15 protein-coding genes and 1 riboswitch are annotated in these 16,595 nt (G+C 72.7%); of the genes, 7 read left to right on the forward strand and 8 right to left on the reverse strand.

The features are described 5' to 3' along the window. Nucleotides 1-64: 64 nt before the first annotated feature. The gene (locus ADL34_RS35990; protein WP_062663941.1) at nt 65-691 is read right to left on the reverse strand and encodes a hypothetical protein; all 627 of its coding nucleotides are present in this window, start codon (nt 689-691) and stop codon (nt 65-67) included. Between the two features lie 169 nt (nt 692-860). Between ADL34_RS35990 and ADL34_RS01485 the strand changes: the two genes are divergently transcribed. After that, entirely contained in the window at nt 861-1,667 is an 807-nt protein-coding gene (locus ADL34_RS01485; RefSeq protein ID WP_062663939.1) for a class II aldolase/adducin family protein, read from the forward strand. Nucleotides 1,668-1,688: 21 nt separating this feature from the next. Here the strand turns inward: ADL34_RS01485 and ADL34_RS01490 are convergent, their stop codons facing one another. Continuing rightward, nucleotides 1,689-2,576 (reverse strand): DUF4429 domain-containing protein, encoded by an 888-nt coding sequence (locus ADL34_RS01490; protein ID WP_062663937.1) that lies wholly within the window; start codon nt 2,574-2,576, stop codon nt 1,689-1,691. 224 nt (nt 2,577-2,800) lie between these two features. Here ADL34_RS01490 and ADL34_RS01495 point away from each other — a divergent pair, with 224 nt between their 5' ends. Next, complete coding sequence (locus tag ADL34_RS01495; protein WP_079033962.1) at nt 2,801-4,081, forward strand: hypothetical protein; 1,281 nt, start codon at nt 2,801-2,803, stop codon at nt 4,079-4,081. A gap of 153 nt (nt 4,082-4,234) precedes the next feature. Beyond that, nucleotides 4,235-4,741, forward strand: a complete 507-nt coding sequence (locus ADL34_RS01500) for a DoxX family protein (RefSeq protein ID WP_062663934.1) — start codon at nt 4,235-4,237, stop codon at nt 4,739-4,741. Between the two features lie 74 nt (nt 4,742-4,815). Here ADL34_RS01500 and ADL34_RS01505 read toward each other — a convergent pair whose 3' ends face one another. Next, nucleotides 4,816-5,037, reverse strand: coding sequence for a hypothetical protein (locus ADL34_RS01505; protein WP_062663932.1), 222 nt, complete (start codon nt 5,035-5,037; stop codon nt 4,816-4,818). Continuing rightward, on the reverse strand, nt 5,024-6,454 hold the full coding sequence (locus ADL34_RS01510) for a PspC domain-containing protein (protein WP_062663930.1): 1,431 nt from the start codon (nt 6,452-6,454) through the stop codon (nt 5,024-5,026). Before ADL34_RS01510 ends, ADL34_RS01505 begins: the two co-directional genes overlap by 14 nt. A gap of 178 nt (nt 6,455-6,632) precedes the next feature. Here ADL34_RS01510 and ADL34_RS01515 point away from each other — a divergent pair, with 178 nt between their 5' ends. Both ADL34_RS01515 and ADL34_RS01520 read left to right on the forward strand, forming a co-directional pair. Then, complete coding sequence (locus tag ADL34_RS01515) at nt 6,633-7,922, forward strand: ATP-binding protein (protein WP_062664395.1); 1,290 nt, start codon at nt 6,633-6,635, stop codon at nt 7,920-7,922. Further along, a complete protein-coding gene (locus tag ADL34_RS01520) occupies nt 7,919-8,638 on the forward strand; it encodes a LuxR C-terminal-related transcriptional regulator (RefSeq protein ID WP_062663928.1) in 720 nt (239 codons plus the stop codon). The genes ADL34_RS01515 and ADL34_RS01520 overlap by 4 nt, the downstream gene beginning before the upstream one ends. 27 nt (nt 8,639-8,665) lie before the next feature. Here ADL34_RS01520 and ADL34_RS01525 read toward each other — a convergent pair whose 3' ends face one another. Continuing rightward, a complete protein-coding gene (locus tag ADL34_RS01525) occupies nt 8,666-9,724 on the reverse strand; it encodes a C40 family peptidase (RefSeq protein WP_062663926.1) in 1,059 nt (352 codons plus the stop codon). Nucleotides 9,725-10,263: 539 nt separating this feature from the next. Here ADL34_RS01525 and ADL34_RS01530 point away from each other — a divergent pair. Beyond that, nucleotides 10,264-10,617, forward strand: coding sequence for a hypothetical protein (locus ADL34_RS01530; protein WP_062663924.1), 354 nt, complete (start codon nt 10,264-10,266; stop codon nt 10,615-10,617). On the opposite strand, the gene ADL34_RS01535 is transcribed toward ADL34_RS01530, so the two are convergent. The 3 genes from ADL34_RS01535 to ADL34_RS01545 all read right to left on the reverse strand — a co-directional run bounded on the left by ADL34_RS01535 (nt 10,595) and on the right by ADL34_RS01545 (nt 13,550). Next, a complete protein-coding gene (locus ADL34_RS01535; RefSeq protein ID WP_062663923.1) occupies nt 10,595-11,599 on the reverse strand; it encodes a tellurite resistance/C4-dicarboxylate transporter family protein in 1,005 nt (334 codons plus the stop codon). The genes ADL34_RS01530 and ADL34_RS01535 overlap by 23 nt on opposite strands. Before the next feature lie 192 nt (nt 11,600-11,791). Then, nucleotides 11,792-12,334: an MOSC domain-containing protein gene (locus tag ADL34_RS01540; RefSeq protein ID WP_199835507.1), complete on the reverse strand. Its 543-nt coding sequence runs from the start codon at nt 12,332-12,334 to the stop codon at nt 11,792-11,794. A gap of 58 nt (nt 12,335-12,392) precedes the next feature. Then, a complete protein-coding gene (locus tag ADL34_RS01545) occupies nt 12,393-13,550 on the reverse strand; it encodes a C40 family peptidase (RefSeq protein WP_062663922.1) in 1,158 nt (385 codons plus the stop codon). Between the two features lie 8 nt (nt 13,551-13,558). Continuing rightward, nucleotides 13,559-13,718, reverse strand: a riboswitch (cyclic di-AMP (ydaO/yuaA leader). Between the two features lie 343 nt (nt 13,719-14,061). On the opposite strand from ADL34_RS01545, the gene pcrA reads away from it, so the two are divergent. Continuing rightward, nucleotides 14,062-16,545 (forward strand): DNA helicase PcrA, encoded by a 2,484-nt coding sequence (gene pcrA / locus ADL34_RS01550; protein WP_062663921.1) that lies wholly within the window; start codon nt 14,062-14,064, stop codon nt 16,543-16,545. Nucleotides 16,546-16,595 lie beyond the last annotated feature (50 nt).

A 16,595-nucleotide genomic window follows, 5' to 3' on the forward strand; every position in this document is an offset into this window, starting at 1 on the left:
GACGGGCGAGGGATGTCATCCGGTTCGCGGAGCCCGGGTCACGGAGCCCCGCCGCCGGGTGCGGTCAGCCGGCCTGGGGCACCGGGCGTACGTAACGGTCCCGGCCGGCGTCGTCCTGGACCTGGACGCAGCCCGCCGCCGTCAGCCGCCCGGCGATCTTCGCCCGGCGAGCGGCGTTGATCCGCAGCGCCCCTACCAGCATCGCCGGCATCAGTACGGCCAGCGGCAGCAGCACGGCGTACACGCCGGTCGCCAGCGCGAGCAGCAGGAGGACCCCGCCCGAGGCCCAGGCCATCCCCAGCAGCTGCCTGCGGTTGCCGGCCTGTACCAGGGCGTCGTACAGGACGAGGTCGTCGAGCACGGCCACGTCCGCCCGCACCTCCGGGACCGGCGTGAGCGACGCCTGGTACATGCCCGGCACGTTCCCGCCCTGGCCGACCGAGGGGAACGCGGCGAGGTTGGCCGCGGCGCGCTGACGGTCCGCCGGGTCCGGGAAGCGGACGAGGCGCACGTGCAGGTTCTTGTACCGGCCCACGAGCCGGACCCCGGCGTACCGGAAGCCGAAGCACTCGGCCACGTACACCAGCGCGCCGACGTCCTTGCGGCTCGAGGCGGGTGCCACCAGTTCGACGTCGTCCTGGTTCGCGATCAGGCGCATGAGGTACTTGAGATGACGTTCGGCAGCGCTCAACGGGGACTCCGGTGTGACTGAAAACAAGCGGTGGGTCGGTCGTTCCGGAGCACAGACCTCGCACGTCACGAAAGGGTTGTGCACGGCATCGTTACCTCGCAGCCCTGTTGTCCCCGCGCCGACCGAAGGTAACTTCCGCCCCGAACGACCCCACAGTGCCGGAGGACTCATGCACGGGACGCCCGCCGGGCCCACTCCGCCCCCGCCGCTGCCCACCGATCAGCTGCGGTTCGCCATGCCGCCGATGCACGAGTCGGTCGAGGACGAGCGCCGGCATCGCAAGGAACGGCTCGCCGGTGCGCTGCGGATCTTCGGGAGGATGGGCTTCGAGGACGGCGTCTCCGGGCACATCACCGCACGCGACCCCGAATTCACCGACTGCTTCTGGGTCAACCCGTTCGGGATGCCCTTCGGCCATGTCACCGTCAGCGACCTCGTCCTCGCCAACTCCGAGGGCCAGGTCGTCGAGGGCCGCTACCACGTGAACCAGGCCGCCTTCACCGTGCACTCCCAGGTCCACGCCGCCCGTCCCGACGTCGTCGCCGTGGCCCACTGCCACTCCGTCCACGGCCGGGCCCTCGCGGCGCTCGGCGAGCTGCTGGACCCGATCACCCAGGAGAGCTGCGCCTTCTACGAGGACCACGCGCTGTACGACGCCTACAGCGGGGTCGCCGTCGACGCGGCGGAGGGGCGCCGGATCGCCGCCGCCCTCGGCTCCCACAAGGCCCTCGTCCTGCGCAACCACGGCCTGCTCACCGTCGGCGACTCGGTGGACGCGGCCGCCTGGTGGTTCCTGTCCATGGAGCGCTCCTGCCAGGTGCAGCTCACGGCACGTGCCGCGGGTCGGCCGGTCCTGATCGACCACCGCATGGCGGTCGCCACCCGCGAGCAGCTCGGCGGCGACCTGGTGGCCTGGATCAACTACCAGCCGATGTGGCAGGGCGTCACCCGCAGCGAACCCGATCTGCTGAGCTGACGCCGGTCCCGGCCCGGGTGGTCAGAACCCGCGCAGCACCGCCGCCTTCGTCCGGGCGAACTCCTCGTCCGTGAGCACGCCCTCGCGGTGCAGGTCGCCCAACTCGCGCAGCCGGCGCAGCAGGACGTCGTGGTGACCGGGCGGCGCCGGGACCGCGGGCGCCGCGGGCGGGGTCCGGCCACCGGGAGCCGTGCCCTGCCGTGTGGACGGATGCGGGAGGCGTGCCGTGACCGCCGTGGCCACCAGCGCGGTGAGCAGATCGCGGCGGGCGCTGCCCCACAGGTCCAAGGCGTACGGGTCCTTCTCCGGCGGCAGGGCGGAGAACACCGTCTCCCGGGTCACGAACCGCAGACAGCCGTCCTCGGAACCGGAGTTGGGCACCCACTCGACCCGCACCAGGTCGTCGACGTCGATGACCCGCGGGCCCGCCGCCCGCTTGACCCGCTCCGAGGTGTCCGACCAGTCGATGCGCACCCGGCCGCCGTCGAAGGAGACCGTGCCGTCCGACGACCGCACGGAGACCGGCACCGAGGGGCCCGGCAGCAGATAGGCCGCGACCGGCTCCCGCGGAACCCGGTCCAGCAGCAGCGCGCTGCGGATCTCCTCGGCCAGGTACGCGGCCACCCCCGCGCGGTCGGAGTCCACCGCGAGCCGGTACGGGTCCGACGCCTCGGGCAGCCGGCCCCCGGTCGCCTGCAGCAGCGGATCGGCCCCTTCGCGCAGCCGCATCCGCAACCGGCCCCGCCTGCGGTCCGGTTCGAACGCGACGCCCGCGACCGCCTCCAGGGGTACGGCGATCTCGCCGTACGTCCGCCGGAACAGCGGCACGGAACGGTGGAGCCCCGGCGTGATCCGGACGGTCGTGCCGTCGAAGGCCCAGGTCCCGTCACGCTGGATGATCTCGGCCATAAGGGAATTCTCGCAGCCGGGTCAACACGCCGGGACCGCGCTCACCCGTCCCGACCGGGCCTGCCGGGTGGGCGGTGGGTGGGTGGTGGGTCGAGTACGGCACAATTCGTCGTCGTCGGACGGGAGTTGCGCGCCGGGCGCGGGCGGCGCGGCTCTCCCGGAGCACCCCCGTGGCGCCGCAGGGCGGGCGGGGCATGAGGTCGTCGGGAAGGCGGGCGTCGGGCGTGGCGGTGCAGGAGGCTGGGCGGAGCGGCACGGTGGAGCGCCCGCACGGAGGTGGCTGCACGTGCGGGGACTGCCCGCACGGGGCGCGTGCGGGACACCGGCGGGCGGTGGCCGAATTCCTGCTCAAGCGGGACGAGTTCGCCGCCGGACAGGGACTCCCGGCGGCCGTGGCCCACTCGGCCTCGGCGTCCCGCCAGTGGGTGTCCGAGGAGCTGACGCAGTCCGCGGAACAGGTCGCCGAACGCGGCCGGGCCGAGGGCGAGGCCTGGCTCGGACGCCTCTGGTGGCGTACCGCCCGCGTCATCTGGGGACTGGTCGTGGCGCTGCTCCTGGCGCAGGCGCTCACGGCGGTCGGGGCGGGCTGGACACCGGCCCGTACGGCCGGGCTGCTCGCGGCGGTCGTGACGGCGGTGGCGCTCACCGCGGCGTCCTGGTTCCACCGGGCGCGCGGCGGGGCCCTGGCGCCCGTCATCGGCGAGGACAACCGGCTGTCCACCTCGCGCGCCGTCGCCGGGGCATGGGTCCTCTTCGTGGCGTACGCCGTGCTCGTCCTGGCCGGGCGGCTCGCCGCCGCCTCGGGCCACGCGGAGCGCGACGCGCTGATCGAAGGGCTCGAACTGCGGCGTGGCGCCGGGGTGGTGACCGTGCTCGCCGTAGTGTGCGCGATCGCCGTGCTGGTGCGGCGCGTCGTCGGGGTGCGGGTGCTCGGGCAGCGGCTCCAGAAGGTGCCCGCCGACCGGCCCCGGGCCGCGGACCTGCTGACGGACGACTCGGGGCGCGGGACGTTCGCCGACATCCAGTACGTCGTCATCGGCGCCGTGGCCCTGCTGTTCGCCGCGGTACGGCTGGGGAGGCGGCCGGACCAGCTGCCCGACCTGCCGTGGGGCCTGGCGGTCGTCGTGCTGATCTCGGCGGCGACCTATCTGGCCGGCAAGTACGCGGAGGGCGGCCGTCCGGTGATCCTCTCCGTGGTGCGGGCGCGGGAGGCGGGGGACCTCGACGCCCCGATCCGCACCGGCGACGACATCGAGATCCGGGGAGCCGGGTTCGTGCCGCCGGGCGCGCAGCGGGCCGACCGCCTGGCGCGGATGGTCGTGCGCATCGGGGCGGTGCACGTGCATGTGCCGCTGGTGCCGGTGAGCGGCGGGTTCAGCAATCCGACCGACACCGTGCTCACGGTCCCGGTGCCGGCGGACGTGGAGCCGGGCCGGGTCGAGGTGCAGGTCGTGACCGCCGCCGGCGTGGAGACCAACCGTTACGCCATCGACGTCACCGACTGACCACTGCCGTTCGGCCACTTGGCCGTGTTCAGTGATTGAAGTTTTGACCGGATGCGGCGGAGAATGCCGGGGTGCCGCGCGGCTGAGCGCTGCGGCAGTTCCCTCCGTATGGTCGGGCGAGGGATCACGGCGGGCGAGAGGCGGCTACGGGCGATGACTCACGGAACGCACACGGGTACCTCCGGCGGCTGGCGGGACACGGCCACCCGCTACGCACTGCTCCCGCTCCGCATCTTCCTCGGCGTCACCTTCGTCTACGCCGGACTGGACAAGCTGACGGACAGCGCCTTCCTGAAGGACTCCGGGGCCGGGTCCATCGGGGACATGATGCGCGCCGTACGGGACTCGGCGGCGATCCCGGCCATGGTCGACATGGCCCTCGACGCCCCGGAGGCCTTCGGGTACGCCATCGCCTTCGGTGAACTGGCCGTCGGCATCGGCACCCTCGTCGGACTGCTCTCCCGGCTGGCCGCCCTGGGCGGCGCGCTGATCTCGCTGAGCCTGTGGCTCACGGTCAGCTGGGCCTCCGACCCCTACTACTACGGCAACGACCTGGTCTATCTGATGGCCTGGCTGCCGCTCGTGCTGGCGGGCGCGCCCGTGTTCTCCCTCGACGCCCTCCTGCACGCACGGCGACGGGACCGCCTGGAACTGCGGTGACCCGCCGCCGGGTCGCTGGAACTGCGGTGACCCGCCGCCCGGGTCGCTGGAACCGCGGTGACCCGCCGCCCGCGTCAGGGGCGGGACTCCTGGCCCGGCGGGGTGCGGTGACGGCGTGCGGCGCGGGCCAGGAGCCCGACCGCGCCCGCCAGGAACAGCCCCCCGACGACCAGGGGGATCACCGCGAACCACGGCGTCTCCCAGGCGCCCGCCGCGTCCCCCACGAAGACCGCGCCCGCGGCGGTCAGGAAGGCACCGGCGACCAGCCGGCCCGGCTGGAACTCATGACGCAGCACGGCTCACCTCCGCCTGTCCGATCCCGACGCTCAGGTCGAGGTCCAGCGTGCCCGCGTTCTTGATGCCCTTGGCCGGTTCCAGCGTCAGCTCCTTGTGCTTGCCCGGCGCCACGTCCACGTCCCGGCTGTCGTCGCCCGGCAACTGGATGTCGCCCACACCGACGTCCACGCTCAGCTCCACCGTGACCCCTTTCGGGACGATCACCTTCAGCCGGCCCACGCCCACGTCGGCCCGCGTGGTGACTGTCCGGTCCGGCTTGAACGCCACCCCGCTCAGGTCGAGCGTGCCGACACCGGTGCCCAGGTCGTACCCGGGCCGCACGTCCGCGGCCGTCGCAGGGCTCCACGTCGTCTCGACCCAGTGGGTGCCGATGTCCTTCGGCAGGGCCGTCGACGCGGCCAGCAGGCCCGCCGTGACGACCGCCAGGAAGACCGTGCCCGCTCCCGTACGGCCCAGGAACGCGCTGAGCGCGATGCCCACGCCGAACACGAGCAGGGCACACGCCAGCCCGGTCTGCAGGCTCGTGCCGAGCGGCTGCCCGTGCCAGGTCCCGCCACTCCCCAGCGCCCCCGCGAACAGGGCCAGCAGGAACACCCAGCCGCCGATCCGGCGGGGACCGCGCGGCCGGGGCGGGGCCGGGCGGCGCGCGCGTATCTCCTCCCGGCTGCTCCAGGTGCCGCGGCCGATCGCCACCGCCGCCGCCATGTCCCGGTCGTGGGCGTCCCCTGGACCCCACAGATAGCCGGTGCCGCCCTCGTGGGTGCCGTCCTTGACGATCGGGTCCCGCCACCAGGAGGGGTAGGCGGCCGGGACCGGGGGCGCCTGCGCCTCCGGCGGCGCGTCCGCCACCGCCTGCGCGGCGAGCGGGTCCGGGTCGGGGGCGCCCCGGTGCCGCGACCAGTAGCCGGCGCCCGCCAGGAGGAAGGACAGGACGACGGCGAAGGTCAGCACGCCGCCGTTCTTCAGCATCGTCAGGAAGACACCGCAGCCCACCAGCGCGAACAGCACCGCCGTCAGCGCGTGCCCGTCGACGCGGCCGGTGAGCAGCTTGCGCACCTCGTTCTCGTCCTCGTCCTCGTACGGGACGAGGAGCCAGGCGAAACCGTAGAAGATCAGGCCGATGCCGCCGGTCGCGGAGAGCACGGCGAGGGTGATCCGGAAGATCACCGGGTCCATGTCGCACTGCCGCCCCAGACCCGCGCACACGCCGGCCAGCATCTTGTGCGGCCGGTCCCGCCGGAACCGGTGCGGCGGCCCGGACACCGCGGCCGCCTCGCCCTGCGCCTCCCGCGTGCCCGTGCGTGCGCGCGGTCCCTCACCCGCGGCGCCCGCGGACGCCCCGCCGGACGCGGTGCCCGTGGGGGGCACGGCGTCCCGCTCGGGCACCGAGTCCGCGGCGTCCTGGTGATCTGTCATGGGTCCATGGTGACGGGCGGGTCGGCGTGGCGGGAGTCGGGACGACCCTGGTCGGACCCTGATATCGCCCTGAGGCGGTGCGGGGGGAAGCGTTCGAGCCGGCCGGGTCCGAAGATCAGGGGAGTCTAGGGGGCCGACCCTGATGCCCTGATGGGCCGCCCGTGTGACCATCGATGGCATGCCGGAAGCCGCGACAGCGCCACTCGCCGAACCGCGACCTCCGCGCAAGCTCTACCGCAGCAGTGACGGACGCTGGCTCGGGGGCGTGGCGCGGGGGCTCGCCGGGCACCTCGGGCTGCCCGTCATCTGGGTGCGGCTCGTCTTCGTCGGCCTGTTCATGGCGGACGGCCTCGGCGCCCTGCTGTACGCCGCGTTCTGGTTCTTCGTGCCGCTGGGCATCGGCGGCGTCGACGCCCAGCGGCCCTCCCCGTTCACCACCGAGACAGCGTCCGACGGCCGCCGCAGACTCGTCGCCCGCAAGCCGGACAAGGGTCAGATCGTCGCGCTGCTCCTCATGGTCGTGGTGGCCATGGTCTTCGTCGGCAGCGTGGACGTGGGCAACGGCGCCAAGGCGTACCTCCTGCCCGCCGTGCTCGTCGGCGCCGGTGTCGCCCTCGTCTGGCGCCAGGCGGACAACGCCCGCCGGGCCCGCTGGATGGAGGTCGGCCGCCGCCGGCGCACCCTCACCCTGCTGCGCGCCGCCGCCGGAGTCGTCCTCGTCACCACCGGCGTCTCCGGCATCTTCGTGCTCCAGGGCTCCGCCGCCCACCTCGGCTCGATCCTCCAGGCCGCCCTCGCCGTCCTCGTGGGGATAACGCTCCTCGCGGGCCCTTACCTCGTGCGGATGACCCAGGACCTGTCCGAGGAGCGGCTGATGCGCATCCGCGCCCAGGAGCGGGCCGAGGTCGCCGCCCACGTGCACGACTCGGTGCTGCACACCCTGACCCTGATCCAGCGCAACGCGGAGAACGCGAACGAGGTCCGCCGCCTCGCCCGCGCCCAGGAGCGCGACCTGCGCACCTGGCTGTACAAACCCGAGGGCACCGGCAAGGACGAGGCGGACGAACCGACGCACCTCGCCGACGCCGTCCGGCGCAACGCGGCGGAGGTCGAGGACAAGCACGGCGTCCCCATCGAGGTCGTCGTCGTCGGCGACTGCCCCCTCGACGAGAGGACCGCCGCGCAGATGCAGGCCGCGCGCGAGGCGATGGTGAACGCCGCCAAGTACGGTGGCGAGGGCGGCGCCGTGCAGGTCTACGCGGAGGTGGAGGGAAGGACCGTCTTCGTCTCCGTCCGGGACCGCGGCCCGGGCTTCGACCTGGACGCGATACCCGCCGACCGCATGGGCGTCAGAGAATCGATCATCGGCCGCATGGAGCGCAACGGCGGCACGGCCCGGCTGCGGGCGGTGCCCGACGGCGGCACGGAGGTCGAGCTGGAGATGGAGAGGGCGGAGAAGACGTCATGAGCGACCCGACCGAAGCGAGCGAGCCCGTGGAGCCGACCGGGGGGAGCGCGGGGGAGCGGCGGGTGCGCGTGGTCCTCGTCGACGACCACCGCATGTTCCGTACCGGGGTCCAGGCCGAGATCGGCCGGACCGAGGAGACCGGCGTCGAGGTCGTCGGTGAGGCCGCCGACGTCGACCAGGCGGTCACGGTCATCACCGCGACCCGTCCCGAGGTCGTCCTCCTGGACGTGCACCTGCCCGGCGGAGGCGGCGTCGAAGTGCTGCGGCGCTGCGCCCCGTTGATGGCGGACGCCGAGCGGCCCGTCCGCTTCCTCGCGCTGTCCGTCTCGGACGCGGCGGAGGACGTCATCGGCGTGATCCGGGGCGGTGCGCGCGGCTACGTCACCAAGACGATCACCGGCACCGACCTGGTCGACTCGGTCTTCCGCGTCCAGGACGGCGACGCCGTGTTCTCGCCGCGGCTCGCCGGGTTCGTCCTGGACGCCTTCGCGTCGACGGACGCGCCGCCCGTCGACGAGGACCTGGACCGGCTCACCCAGCGCGAGCGGGAGGTCCTGCGGCTGATCGCGCGGGGGTACGCGTACAAGGAGATAGCCAAGCAGCTGTTCATCTCGGTGAAGACGGTCGAGTCCCATGTCTCGGCGGTGCTGCGCAAGCTCCAGCTGTCCAACCGGCACGAGCTGACCCGGTGGGCGACGGCCCGGCGCCTGGTCTGACGCCGGCTGAAGGCGGGCTCCGCCCGGTCACGCCACGCGTGTGGCCCCCGCGAACGGCATCTCGTCGAGCGGGGCCACCCGCACCGGCGCGGACGGGTTGGGGGCGTGGATCATCTGCCCGTTGCCGATGTACAGGCCGACGTGGCTGATGCCGGAGTAGAAGAACACCAGGTCCCCGGGGAGCAGTTCGGACCGGGAGACCCTGCGGCCCGCGCCGATCTGGCTGTAGGTCGTCCGGGGCAGGGAGACACCGGCCGCGCGGTAGGCGGCCTGCGTCAGACCCGAGCAGTCGAAGGCGTTCGGACCGGTCGCCCCCCAGACGTAGGGGCTGCCGAGTTTGGTGTAGGCGTACGACACGGCGGCCGCGGCCCGCGCGTTCGGGGCCTGCGCCGCCGCCGACCCGGGGGCGGCGAGGACGGTGCGGGCGGCGGAGGCGGAGCGGTCGGCGCGGTCGTCCAGGGCGCGTTCACCGCCGGTCAGCCGCGCCAGGTGCGCACGGGCCTCGTCCAGCTTGCCGGTGATCGTCTTCTTGTGCCGCCGGAGTTCCGCCTGGCGTGACGTCAGCGACTTCAGCTCGACGCGTGCGGCGCCGCGCAGTTGCTCGATCTCGCGCAGCTGACGGCGGACCTCGGCGACGGACGCCGCCTGCCGGTTGCCGGCGCGCTCGGCGAACTCCGCCCCGTCGAGATAGCGGTCCGGGTCGGAGGAGAGCGCGAGCTGGAAGGCCGGGTCCACGCCGCCGTCCCGGTACTGGGCCGCCGCCATCGAACCCAGGGCCTCCCGGGCCGCGTTGAGCTTCTGCGTCTTGCGCGCGGCCTCGTCCTGCAGCGCGCGGATCCGCCGGCCGGCCGCCTCCGACTTCTCCCGCGCTCCGTTGTACTTCTCGGTGGCGACCTCCGCCTCCTGGTACAGCTTGTCCACCTTCGCCTTGACCTGGGCCGGGGTCAGCTGCGGCTCCGCGTGTCCGGTCCCGTCGAACCCCGTCGCCGTCGCCGCGCCCGCCAGAGCGATCGTCCAGGCGGTCCGGGCCGTGCGGCCCGCGCCGGCGGCAGTCGTTCTCGAGCGGGGTTTCCGGTGCGCTGCCACGTGGACTGCACGTCCTTCCGTACGGGGGGACTCGCGCGTCCGGCGGCGACCCGCACAGGGGGAGCGGACCGCCGCCGGACCTTTCTCGGCGGTGGTGACCGACGGCCGCCCCTGGCCCGGGCGGCGGTGGGGAGCCGGTCACCTGGGGGAGGACGCTAAACCGCTGTGTGTCGGGACGGTAACGCGTTGTGCGGAAGTGCCGCGAGAGGACCGGGCGTGACCGTAAGTGACCGCGACGCCGGGGAGGCGGCGTCTTGTTCACGCTGTGTGGTGACCGATGTGAGGGTTCGGTGGGCGAGGAGGAGGGCGGAGTGCTATGAGGCGCATATATGCACCCGCCGACTAGCCCGTGTACAGGGACGGCCCAGCCGGTGTGCACGGGCGACCCAGCCGGTGTGCACGGGTGACCCAGCCGATGTGCACGGGTGACCCAGCCGGTGTGCACGGGTGACCCAGCCGGTGTGCACGGGCGGCCGGGCCCGGATCCGCCGTGCACCCGGTGCGGGCGCCGGGCGGGCCGGTCGTTAGGCTCCGGCCCCATGGACGTACTCATCCACCTCTTCGTGGGCCTGCACATCGTCGGGATCGCCGCGCTGCTCGGCGGTTTCCTCACCCAGATGAAGGCGATGGGCCAGGGCACCGCCCGGTTCGTGCCGGCCATGCTGCACGGCGCGCTGACCATGCTGGTCACGGGGGTGGTCCTGGTCGGCCTGAACCAGGCGGACGACCAGTCGGTGAACAACGTCAAGATCGGCGTGAAGCTGGCCCTGCTCGTCGTGATCCTCGGACTCGTCTATGTGAAGCGGGACGAGGAGAAGGTGGACGCGAAGCTGTTCGGCCTGGTGGGTCTGCTGACCCTGGCCAACATCTTCATCGCCGTGCTCTGGACGTGACGCCGGCCGGGGGACCGTCCGCGAGGTGGTGGCGTACGGCGCCGGCGGCGACCGCGACCCACACCGCCACCGCGATCCACAGCAGGACCTCGCCGGGGACCTCCAGCCACGGGACGTCCAGGGTGGCGGAGACGGAGAGCATCGCCGCCGCCGACATCCCCATCGGGAAGACGGTCGACCAGCGGCGCACGTCGTACCGCGGCCTCGGCCGGGCGATCTCGGCGGCGAGCAGGACGACGAACCAGGCCATGTCCAGGGCGACGAGCGCGTAGGTCACCGTGCGCAGCGCGGTGAAGTCGTCGTCGTTCCACAGGTTGGGGACGGGCCCGTCGGCCGCGAGGAGCCGGGCGCCGGCCAGGGCCGAGATCGCGAGCGCGCCGCCCGCCACCCAGTGGTCACCGGGACCGCGGACGACCTCCCGCCGGTCGAAGCGGGTCCAGGCCACGGCGTACAGGAGCAGTCCGAGCCAGAACAGCACCAGGGCCGCGTGCGCGAGCCAGGCCACCTGCGCCGTGGCGGCCAGCGTGGCCGCGAGGACGGCGAGCCCCTGTGTGGCCACGCAGCCCAGGAAGACGGACCCCGGCATTCCGTGACGCCAGTGCCGTACGACCACGTACAGCAGGCCCGGCCAGAGCGCGAAGGCGAGGGCCAGCAGTGCCTCGGCGAGGGTCTGCCGGCCCGCCGCGGCGAAGCGGGTGCCGAGCACCGCGGTCGCGGCGACGGTGCAGAGCGAGACCGGGGTGACCGCCGCCCTCACCCACGCGGAGCGGTGCCACAGGAGCCGGGCGAGGAAGTCGCAGGCTAGGGCCAGCCAGGCGACGCACGCCAGGGCGAGGGCGATCCGGGACAGGATCGCGTGACCCGTCTGGTGCAGGGCCACCGAGAGGATGCCGGTGGCCATGACCGAGGCGCCGGCGGCGGGCGGACGCCGTGACCACCAGGTGGGCAGGGGGGACGCGGGCGCGGGTGTGGCGGCGGGCATGGGCCGATGCTAAGGAGCGCGGCACCGGCGTGCGGGCGGGGGCGCGCGCGGGGGGTGGGTGAATCGACGGCCCCTGCGGCCCGGGAGCCGGACGCGCCGGCTCCTTCACGGAGCGTCGAGGGCGTCGGCTCCCTCCCGGGACCGTCCAGGCGCCGGCTCTCCCGGGACCGTTCAGAGCCCCGAGAGCTTCCCTCAGACCCGGTCCAGGGGCCGGTGCGGCCCCTCCGGCAGCTTCACCTCGATCGTGTCGCCAGGGCGCACCGCACCGCCCTCCACGACGACGCCCATGATCCCCGCCTTGCGCACGACGCGGCCGGCCTCGTCGCGGCCCACCACCCGCTTGAGCAGCCCGTCCTGGAAGTGGTCGATCTGCAGGCAGGGGTTCCGCAGCCCGGTCACCTCGACCACGGCCTCGGCGCCGATGCGCAGCAGCGTGCCCACCGGAAGGCCCAGCAGGTCCAGGCCGCGCGTGGTGACGTTCTCCCCGAGCTCGCCGGGCGCCACCCGGAATCCGGCCTCGGCGAGCTCGGCGAAGAGCTCCTCATGGATGAGGTGCACCTGACGCAGGTTCGGCTGCGTGGGGTCCTGGGCGACCCGCGAGCGGTGCTTCACCGTCACCCCCGCGTGGACGTCCCCGTCCACCCCCAGGCCCTTCAGCAGGGTGATGCCCTCCCGGTTCGGCTTCGTGAACGAGTAGACCTCGTTCCTGCTGACCGCCGTCACTTCCCCGGTCATGGACACGGGCCCCCTCGTTCGTCCGGTTCCTGCCGTTCCCTGCCGTTCCCTGCCGCCGTCACGCCGGGCGGACCACGCTGTGGATCGACGACTCGCCGTCGTAATAGATCGACTCCTCGCGGACGTACGCGCCGGGCTTCGGGGCGTGGATCATCATGCCGTTGCCGATGTAGAGGCCCACGTGCGTGATGTCGTCGTAGAAGAAGACCAGGTCACCGGGCTGGGCGCTGGAGAGAGGGACCGTCGTGCCCGCCTCGACCTGGTCGTAGGTCACGCGCGGGATGTCGACGCCGGCGGCCTTCCAGGCGGCCTGGGTGAGGCCGGAGCAGTCGTAGGAGTCGGGGCCGGTGGCGCCCCAGACGTACGGCTTGCCGATCTGGGTGCGGGCGAAGGCGAGCGCCTTCTCGGCCTTCGTGGCGTACGACCCGTCCGGGGCGGTGCTCCCCTGCTCCTGCTGCCCCTGTTCCTGCTGCTGCGCGGCCTCCTCGCGCTCGCGCTCGCGTTCGGCCTCCGCCTGCTGCCGGGCCAGCTCCTCGGCCTTGCGGGCGGCCTCTTCCTGCTTGCGCTTCTCGATCGCGGCGAGGCGGGCCTTCTCCTGCGCGGTCAGCTCGGAGAGCAGCTGACGCGCGTCCGCGAGCTTCTTCTGGACGGTCGACTTGGCGGTCCGCAGGTCCTTCTGCGACTCGGTGAGCGTCTCGAGGCTCCGGGTGGCCTCCTGGCGCTTCTTCATCGTCGCGGACTGCTCGGTGAAGTACTCGTCCACCGACTGCTTCTGACGTCCCGTCATACGGTTCATCAGCTGGGACTGGTCGAAGTAGTCCTGGGGCGTGTCCGCGAGGAGGAACGTCGCGGTGTCCGGGGCGGCGGCTCCGGTGCGGTACTGGGCGGCGGCGTTGCGGCCCAGCTCCTCGCGCGCGTCGTTGAGCTTCTGCGTGCGCCGGGCGACGTCGTCGAGGAGGGTGTCGACGCGCTTGCGCTGCTTGGTCGTCTTCTCCTTGGCCGCGTTGTACTTCTCGGTGGCCGACTCCGCCTGGCGGTAGAGGTCGTCGACCTTCTTCTCGACCTCTTCGAGGCTCGGCCTGTCGTCGGCGGACGGGTTCGCCTGGGCCGTCTGGGACAGCAGGGCCACGGAGGTGAGGGCCGCGGTGGCCAGCGCGGGGGTCCGTATGCCTGCGACGCGCGTGCCGGAGGGACGCGACTTGCGGTGCGACGCCAAGGGAGGCGACTCCTTCCATGCTCCGCCTACCGAGTTAGCTGTCGGGTTCGGGCGGGTGGTTCGGAAGGGTTGCCCTACGGCCGCTCCCAGGACGGGAGGTCGGGCCGATTCACCCCAAGTTCGGTGGGTCCCCGGCTCCGGAGGCACCGGACTCGGCGGATGGCCGTGCGGCCCGGCGTCGTTCGCCGGTGGGGGTCGTACGGCCTGCCCGGCACGGTAGCCAACCCGTGTGGCCGCTGTGAAGGTTGATGTGCGATATGCCCGATACATTTTCGTGACCTCCGGTCAGGGGAGGGGGGTGAGGGGTGCCGGCCGGGCGGATGGCACCGTTCTGGTGCGCTTGATCCCATTGATCCGTAGTGAGTCGGTTTCCTGCGATCCCGTCGAGCGATGTGTGGCGTGATGGGGTGACTTCGTACGGTGACCGGGCGCCCGGGCCGGCGGACCGGAAGGTGTGATGTTCTCGAGGCGGCGGCCGGTTGTCGGTGGGGCCGCCTAGACTCGGAGAGCGATGAGCAGCCTCTTTGACGACAGCTTCCTGGCGGACCTCCAGGCCCCACGGGCCCACGGGGAAGAGCACCCGCCGCCGCCCGAGGACGATCACATTCCGGAGCCGGTTCCGGACGATCTGTTCGGCGGGAAGTTCGACGTGCCGCCGGACCGCGACGCCTACTACCGCGACGGCGCCCCGCGCCCGGCCCTCGACGCAGCCGCGCTGCTGGAGGGGCTCAACGAGAACCAGCGCGCGGCCGTCGTCCACTCCGGCACCCCGCTGCTCATCGTGGCCGGAGCCGGGTCCGGCAAGACCCGCGTGCTCACGCACCGCATCGCCCACCTCCTCGGCGAGCGGAACGTCCACCCGGGCCAGATCCTGGCGATCACCTTCACCAACAAGGCCGCCGGCGAGATGAAGGAGCGCGTCGAGCAGCTCGTCGGACCGCGGGCGAACGCGATGTGGGTGATGACCTTCCACAGCGCCTGCGTCCGCATCCTGCGCCGGGAGAGCAAGAAGCTCGGGTTCACCTCGTCGTTCTCGATCTACGACGCCGCCGACAGCAAGCGGTTGATGGCGCTCGTCTGCCGGGATCTCGACCTCGACCCCAAGCGGTTCCCGCCGAAGTCGTTCAGCGCCAAGATCAGCAACCTGAAGAACGAGCTGATCGACGAGGAGGACTTCGCAGCCCAGGCCACCGACGGCTTCGAGAAGACCCTCGCCCAGGCGTACGCGCTGTACCAGTCGCGGCTGCGGGAGGCCAACGCCCTCGACTTCGACGACCTGATCATGACGACGGTCAATCTGCTGCGCGCCTTCCCGGACGTCGCCGAGCACTACCGCCGCCGGTTCCGGCACGTGCTCGTCGACGAGTACCAGGACACCAACCACGCGCAGTACGCGCTGGTGCGCGAGCTGGTCGGCACGTCCGAGCACCCCGTCGACGTACCGCCCGAGGCCGAGGTCCCGCCCGCCGAGCTGTGCGTGGTGGGTGACGCCGACCAGTCGATCTACGCCTTCCGCGGCGCCACCATCCGCAACATCCTCCAGTTCGAGGAGGACTACCCCGACGCGACGACGATCCTGCTGGAGCAGAACTACCGCTCCACGCAGACCATCCTCAGCGCCGCCAACGCCGTCATCGAACGCAACGAGTCCCGCCGGCCGAAGAACCTGTGGACCAACGCGGGCGCGGGCGCGCGCATCACCGGCTACGTCGCGGACACCGAGCACGACGAGGCGCAGTTCGTCGCCGACGAGATAGACCGCCTGACCGACGCCGGGGAGGCGAAGGCCGGAGACGTCGCCGTCTTCTACCGTACGAACGCCCAGTCCCGTGTCTTCGAGGAAGTCTTCATCCGCGTCGGGCTGCCCTACAAGGTCGTCGGCGGTGTGCGCTTCTACGAGCGCAAGGAGGTCCGGGACGTCCTGGCCTACCTGCGGGTCCTGGCCAACCCCGAGGACTCCGTACCGCTGCGCCGCATCCTGAACGTCCCCAAGCGCGGCATCGGCGATCGCGCCGAGGCCATGATCGACGCCCTGTCGCAGCGGGAGAAGATCAGCTTCCCGCAGGCCCTGCGGCGCGTCGACGAGGCGTACGGCATGGCCGCGCGGTCGACGAACGCCGTCAAGCGGTTCAACACGCTGATGGAGGAGCTCCGCACGATCGTCGAGTCCGGCGCGGGCCCGGCGACGGTCCTGGAGGCCGTCCTGGAACGGACCGGCTACCTCGCCGAGTTGCAGGCCTCCACCGACCCGCAGGACGAGACCCGGATCGAGAACCTCCAGGAACTCGCGGCCGTCGCCCTGGAGTTCGAGCAGGAGTCGGCGGAGGGCGAGGAGTCCGGCGGGCTCGCCGCCTTCCTGGAGCGGGTCGCGCTCGTCGCCGACTCCGACCAGATCCCGGACGAGGAGGAGGACGGCTCCGGAGTCATCACCCTGATGACCCTCCACACCGCCAAGGGCCTGGAGTTCCCGGTCGTCTTCCTCACCGGCATGGAGGACGGCGTCTTCCCGCACATGCGCGCCCTCGGCCAGACCAAGGAGCTGGAGGAGGAGCGGCGGCTCGCGTACGTCGGCATCACGCGTGCGCGGGAGCGGCTGTACCTGACGCGCTCGGCGATGCGCAGCGCCTGGGGCCAGCCGTCGTACAACCCGCCCTCCCGGTTCCTGGAGGAGATCCCGCCCACGCACGTGGACTGGAAGCGCACGGGCGGGAGTTCACCCCTGTCGTCCGGCCCCGCCTCCGGTGTGGCGGCGTCCCTGTCCTCGTCCCGCTCGCGCTCCTCGGCGTCGGGCGCGTCCGGGTTCGCGACGCGGCGCACCTCGGAGAAGCCGATCCCGCAGCTGGCGGTGGGGGACCGGGTCACCCACGACCAGTTCGGCCTCGGCACCGTGATGGCCGTGAAGGGCACGGGCGCGAACGCCGAGGCGACGATCGACTTCGGCGACGTCAAGCCGAAGCGGCTGCTGCTCCGGTACGCGCCGGTGGAGAAGCTCTAGCTTCGTCGTCGGTGGACACGAGACGGCCCCCGTCGCCGGAAGGCGCGGGG

This window comes from Streptomyces sp. NRRL WC-3605 (genome assembly GCF_001509795.1).
GTDB classification, from domain to species: Bacteria; Actinomycetota; Actinomycetes; order Streptomycetales; family Streptomycetaceae; genus Streptomyces; species Streptomyces viridochromogenes.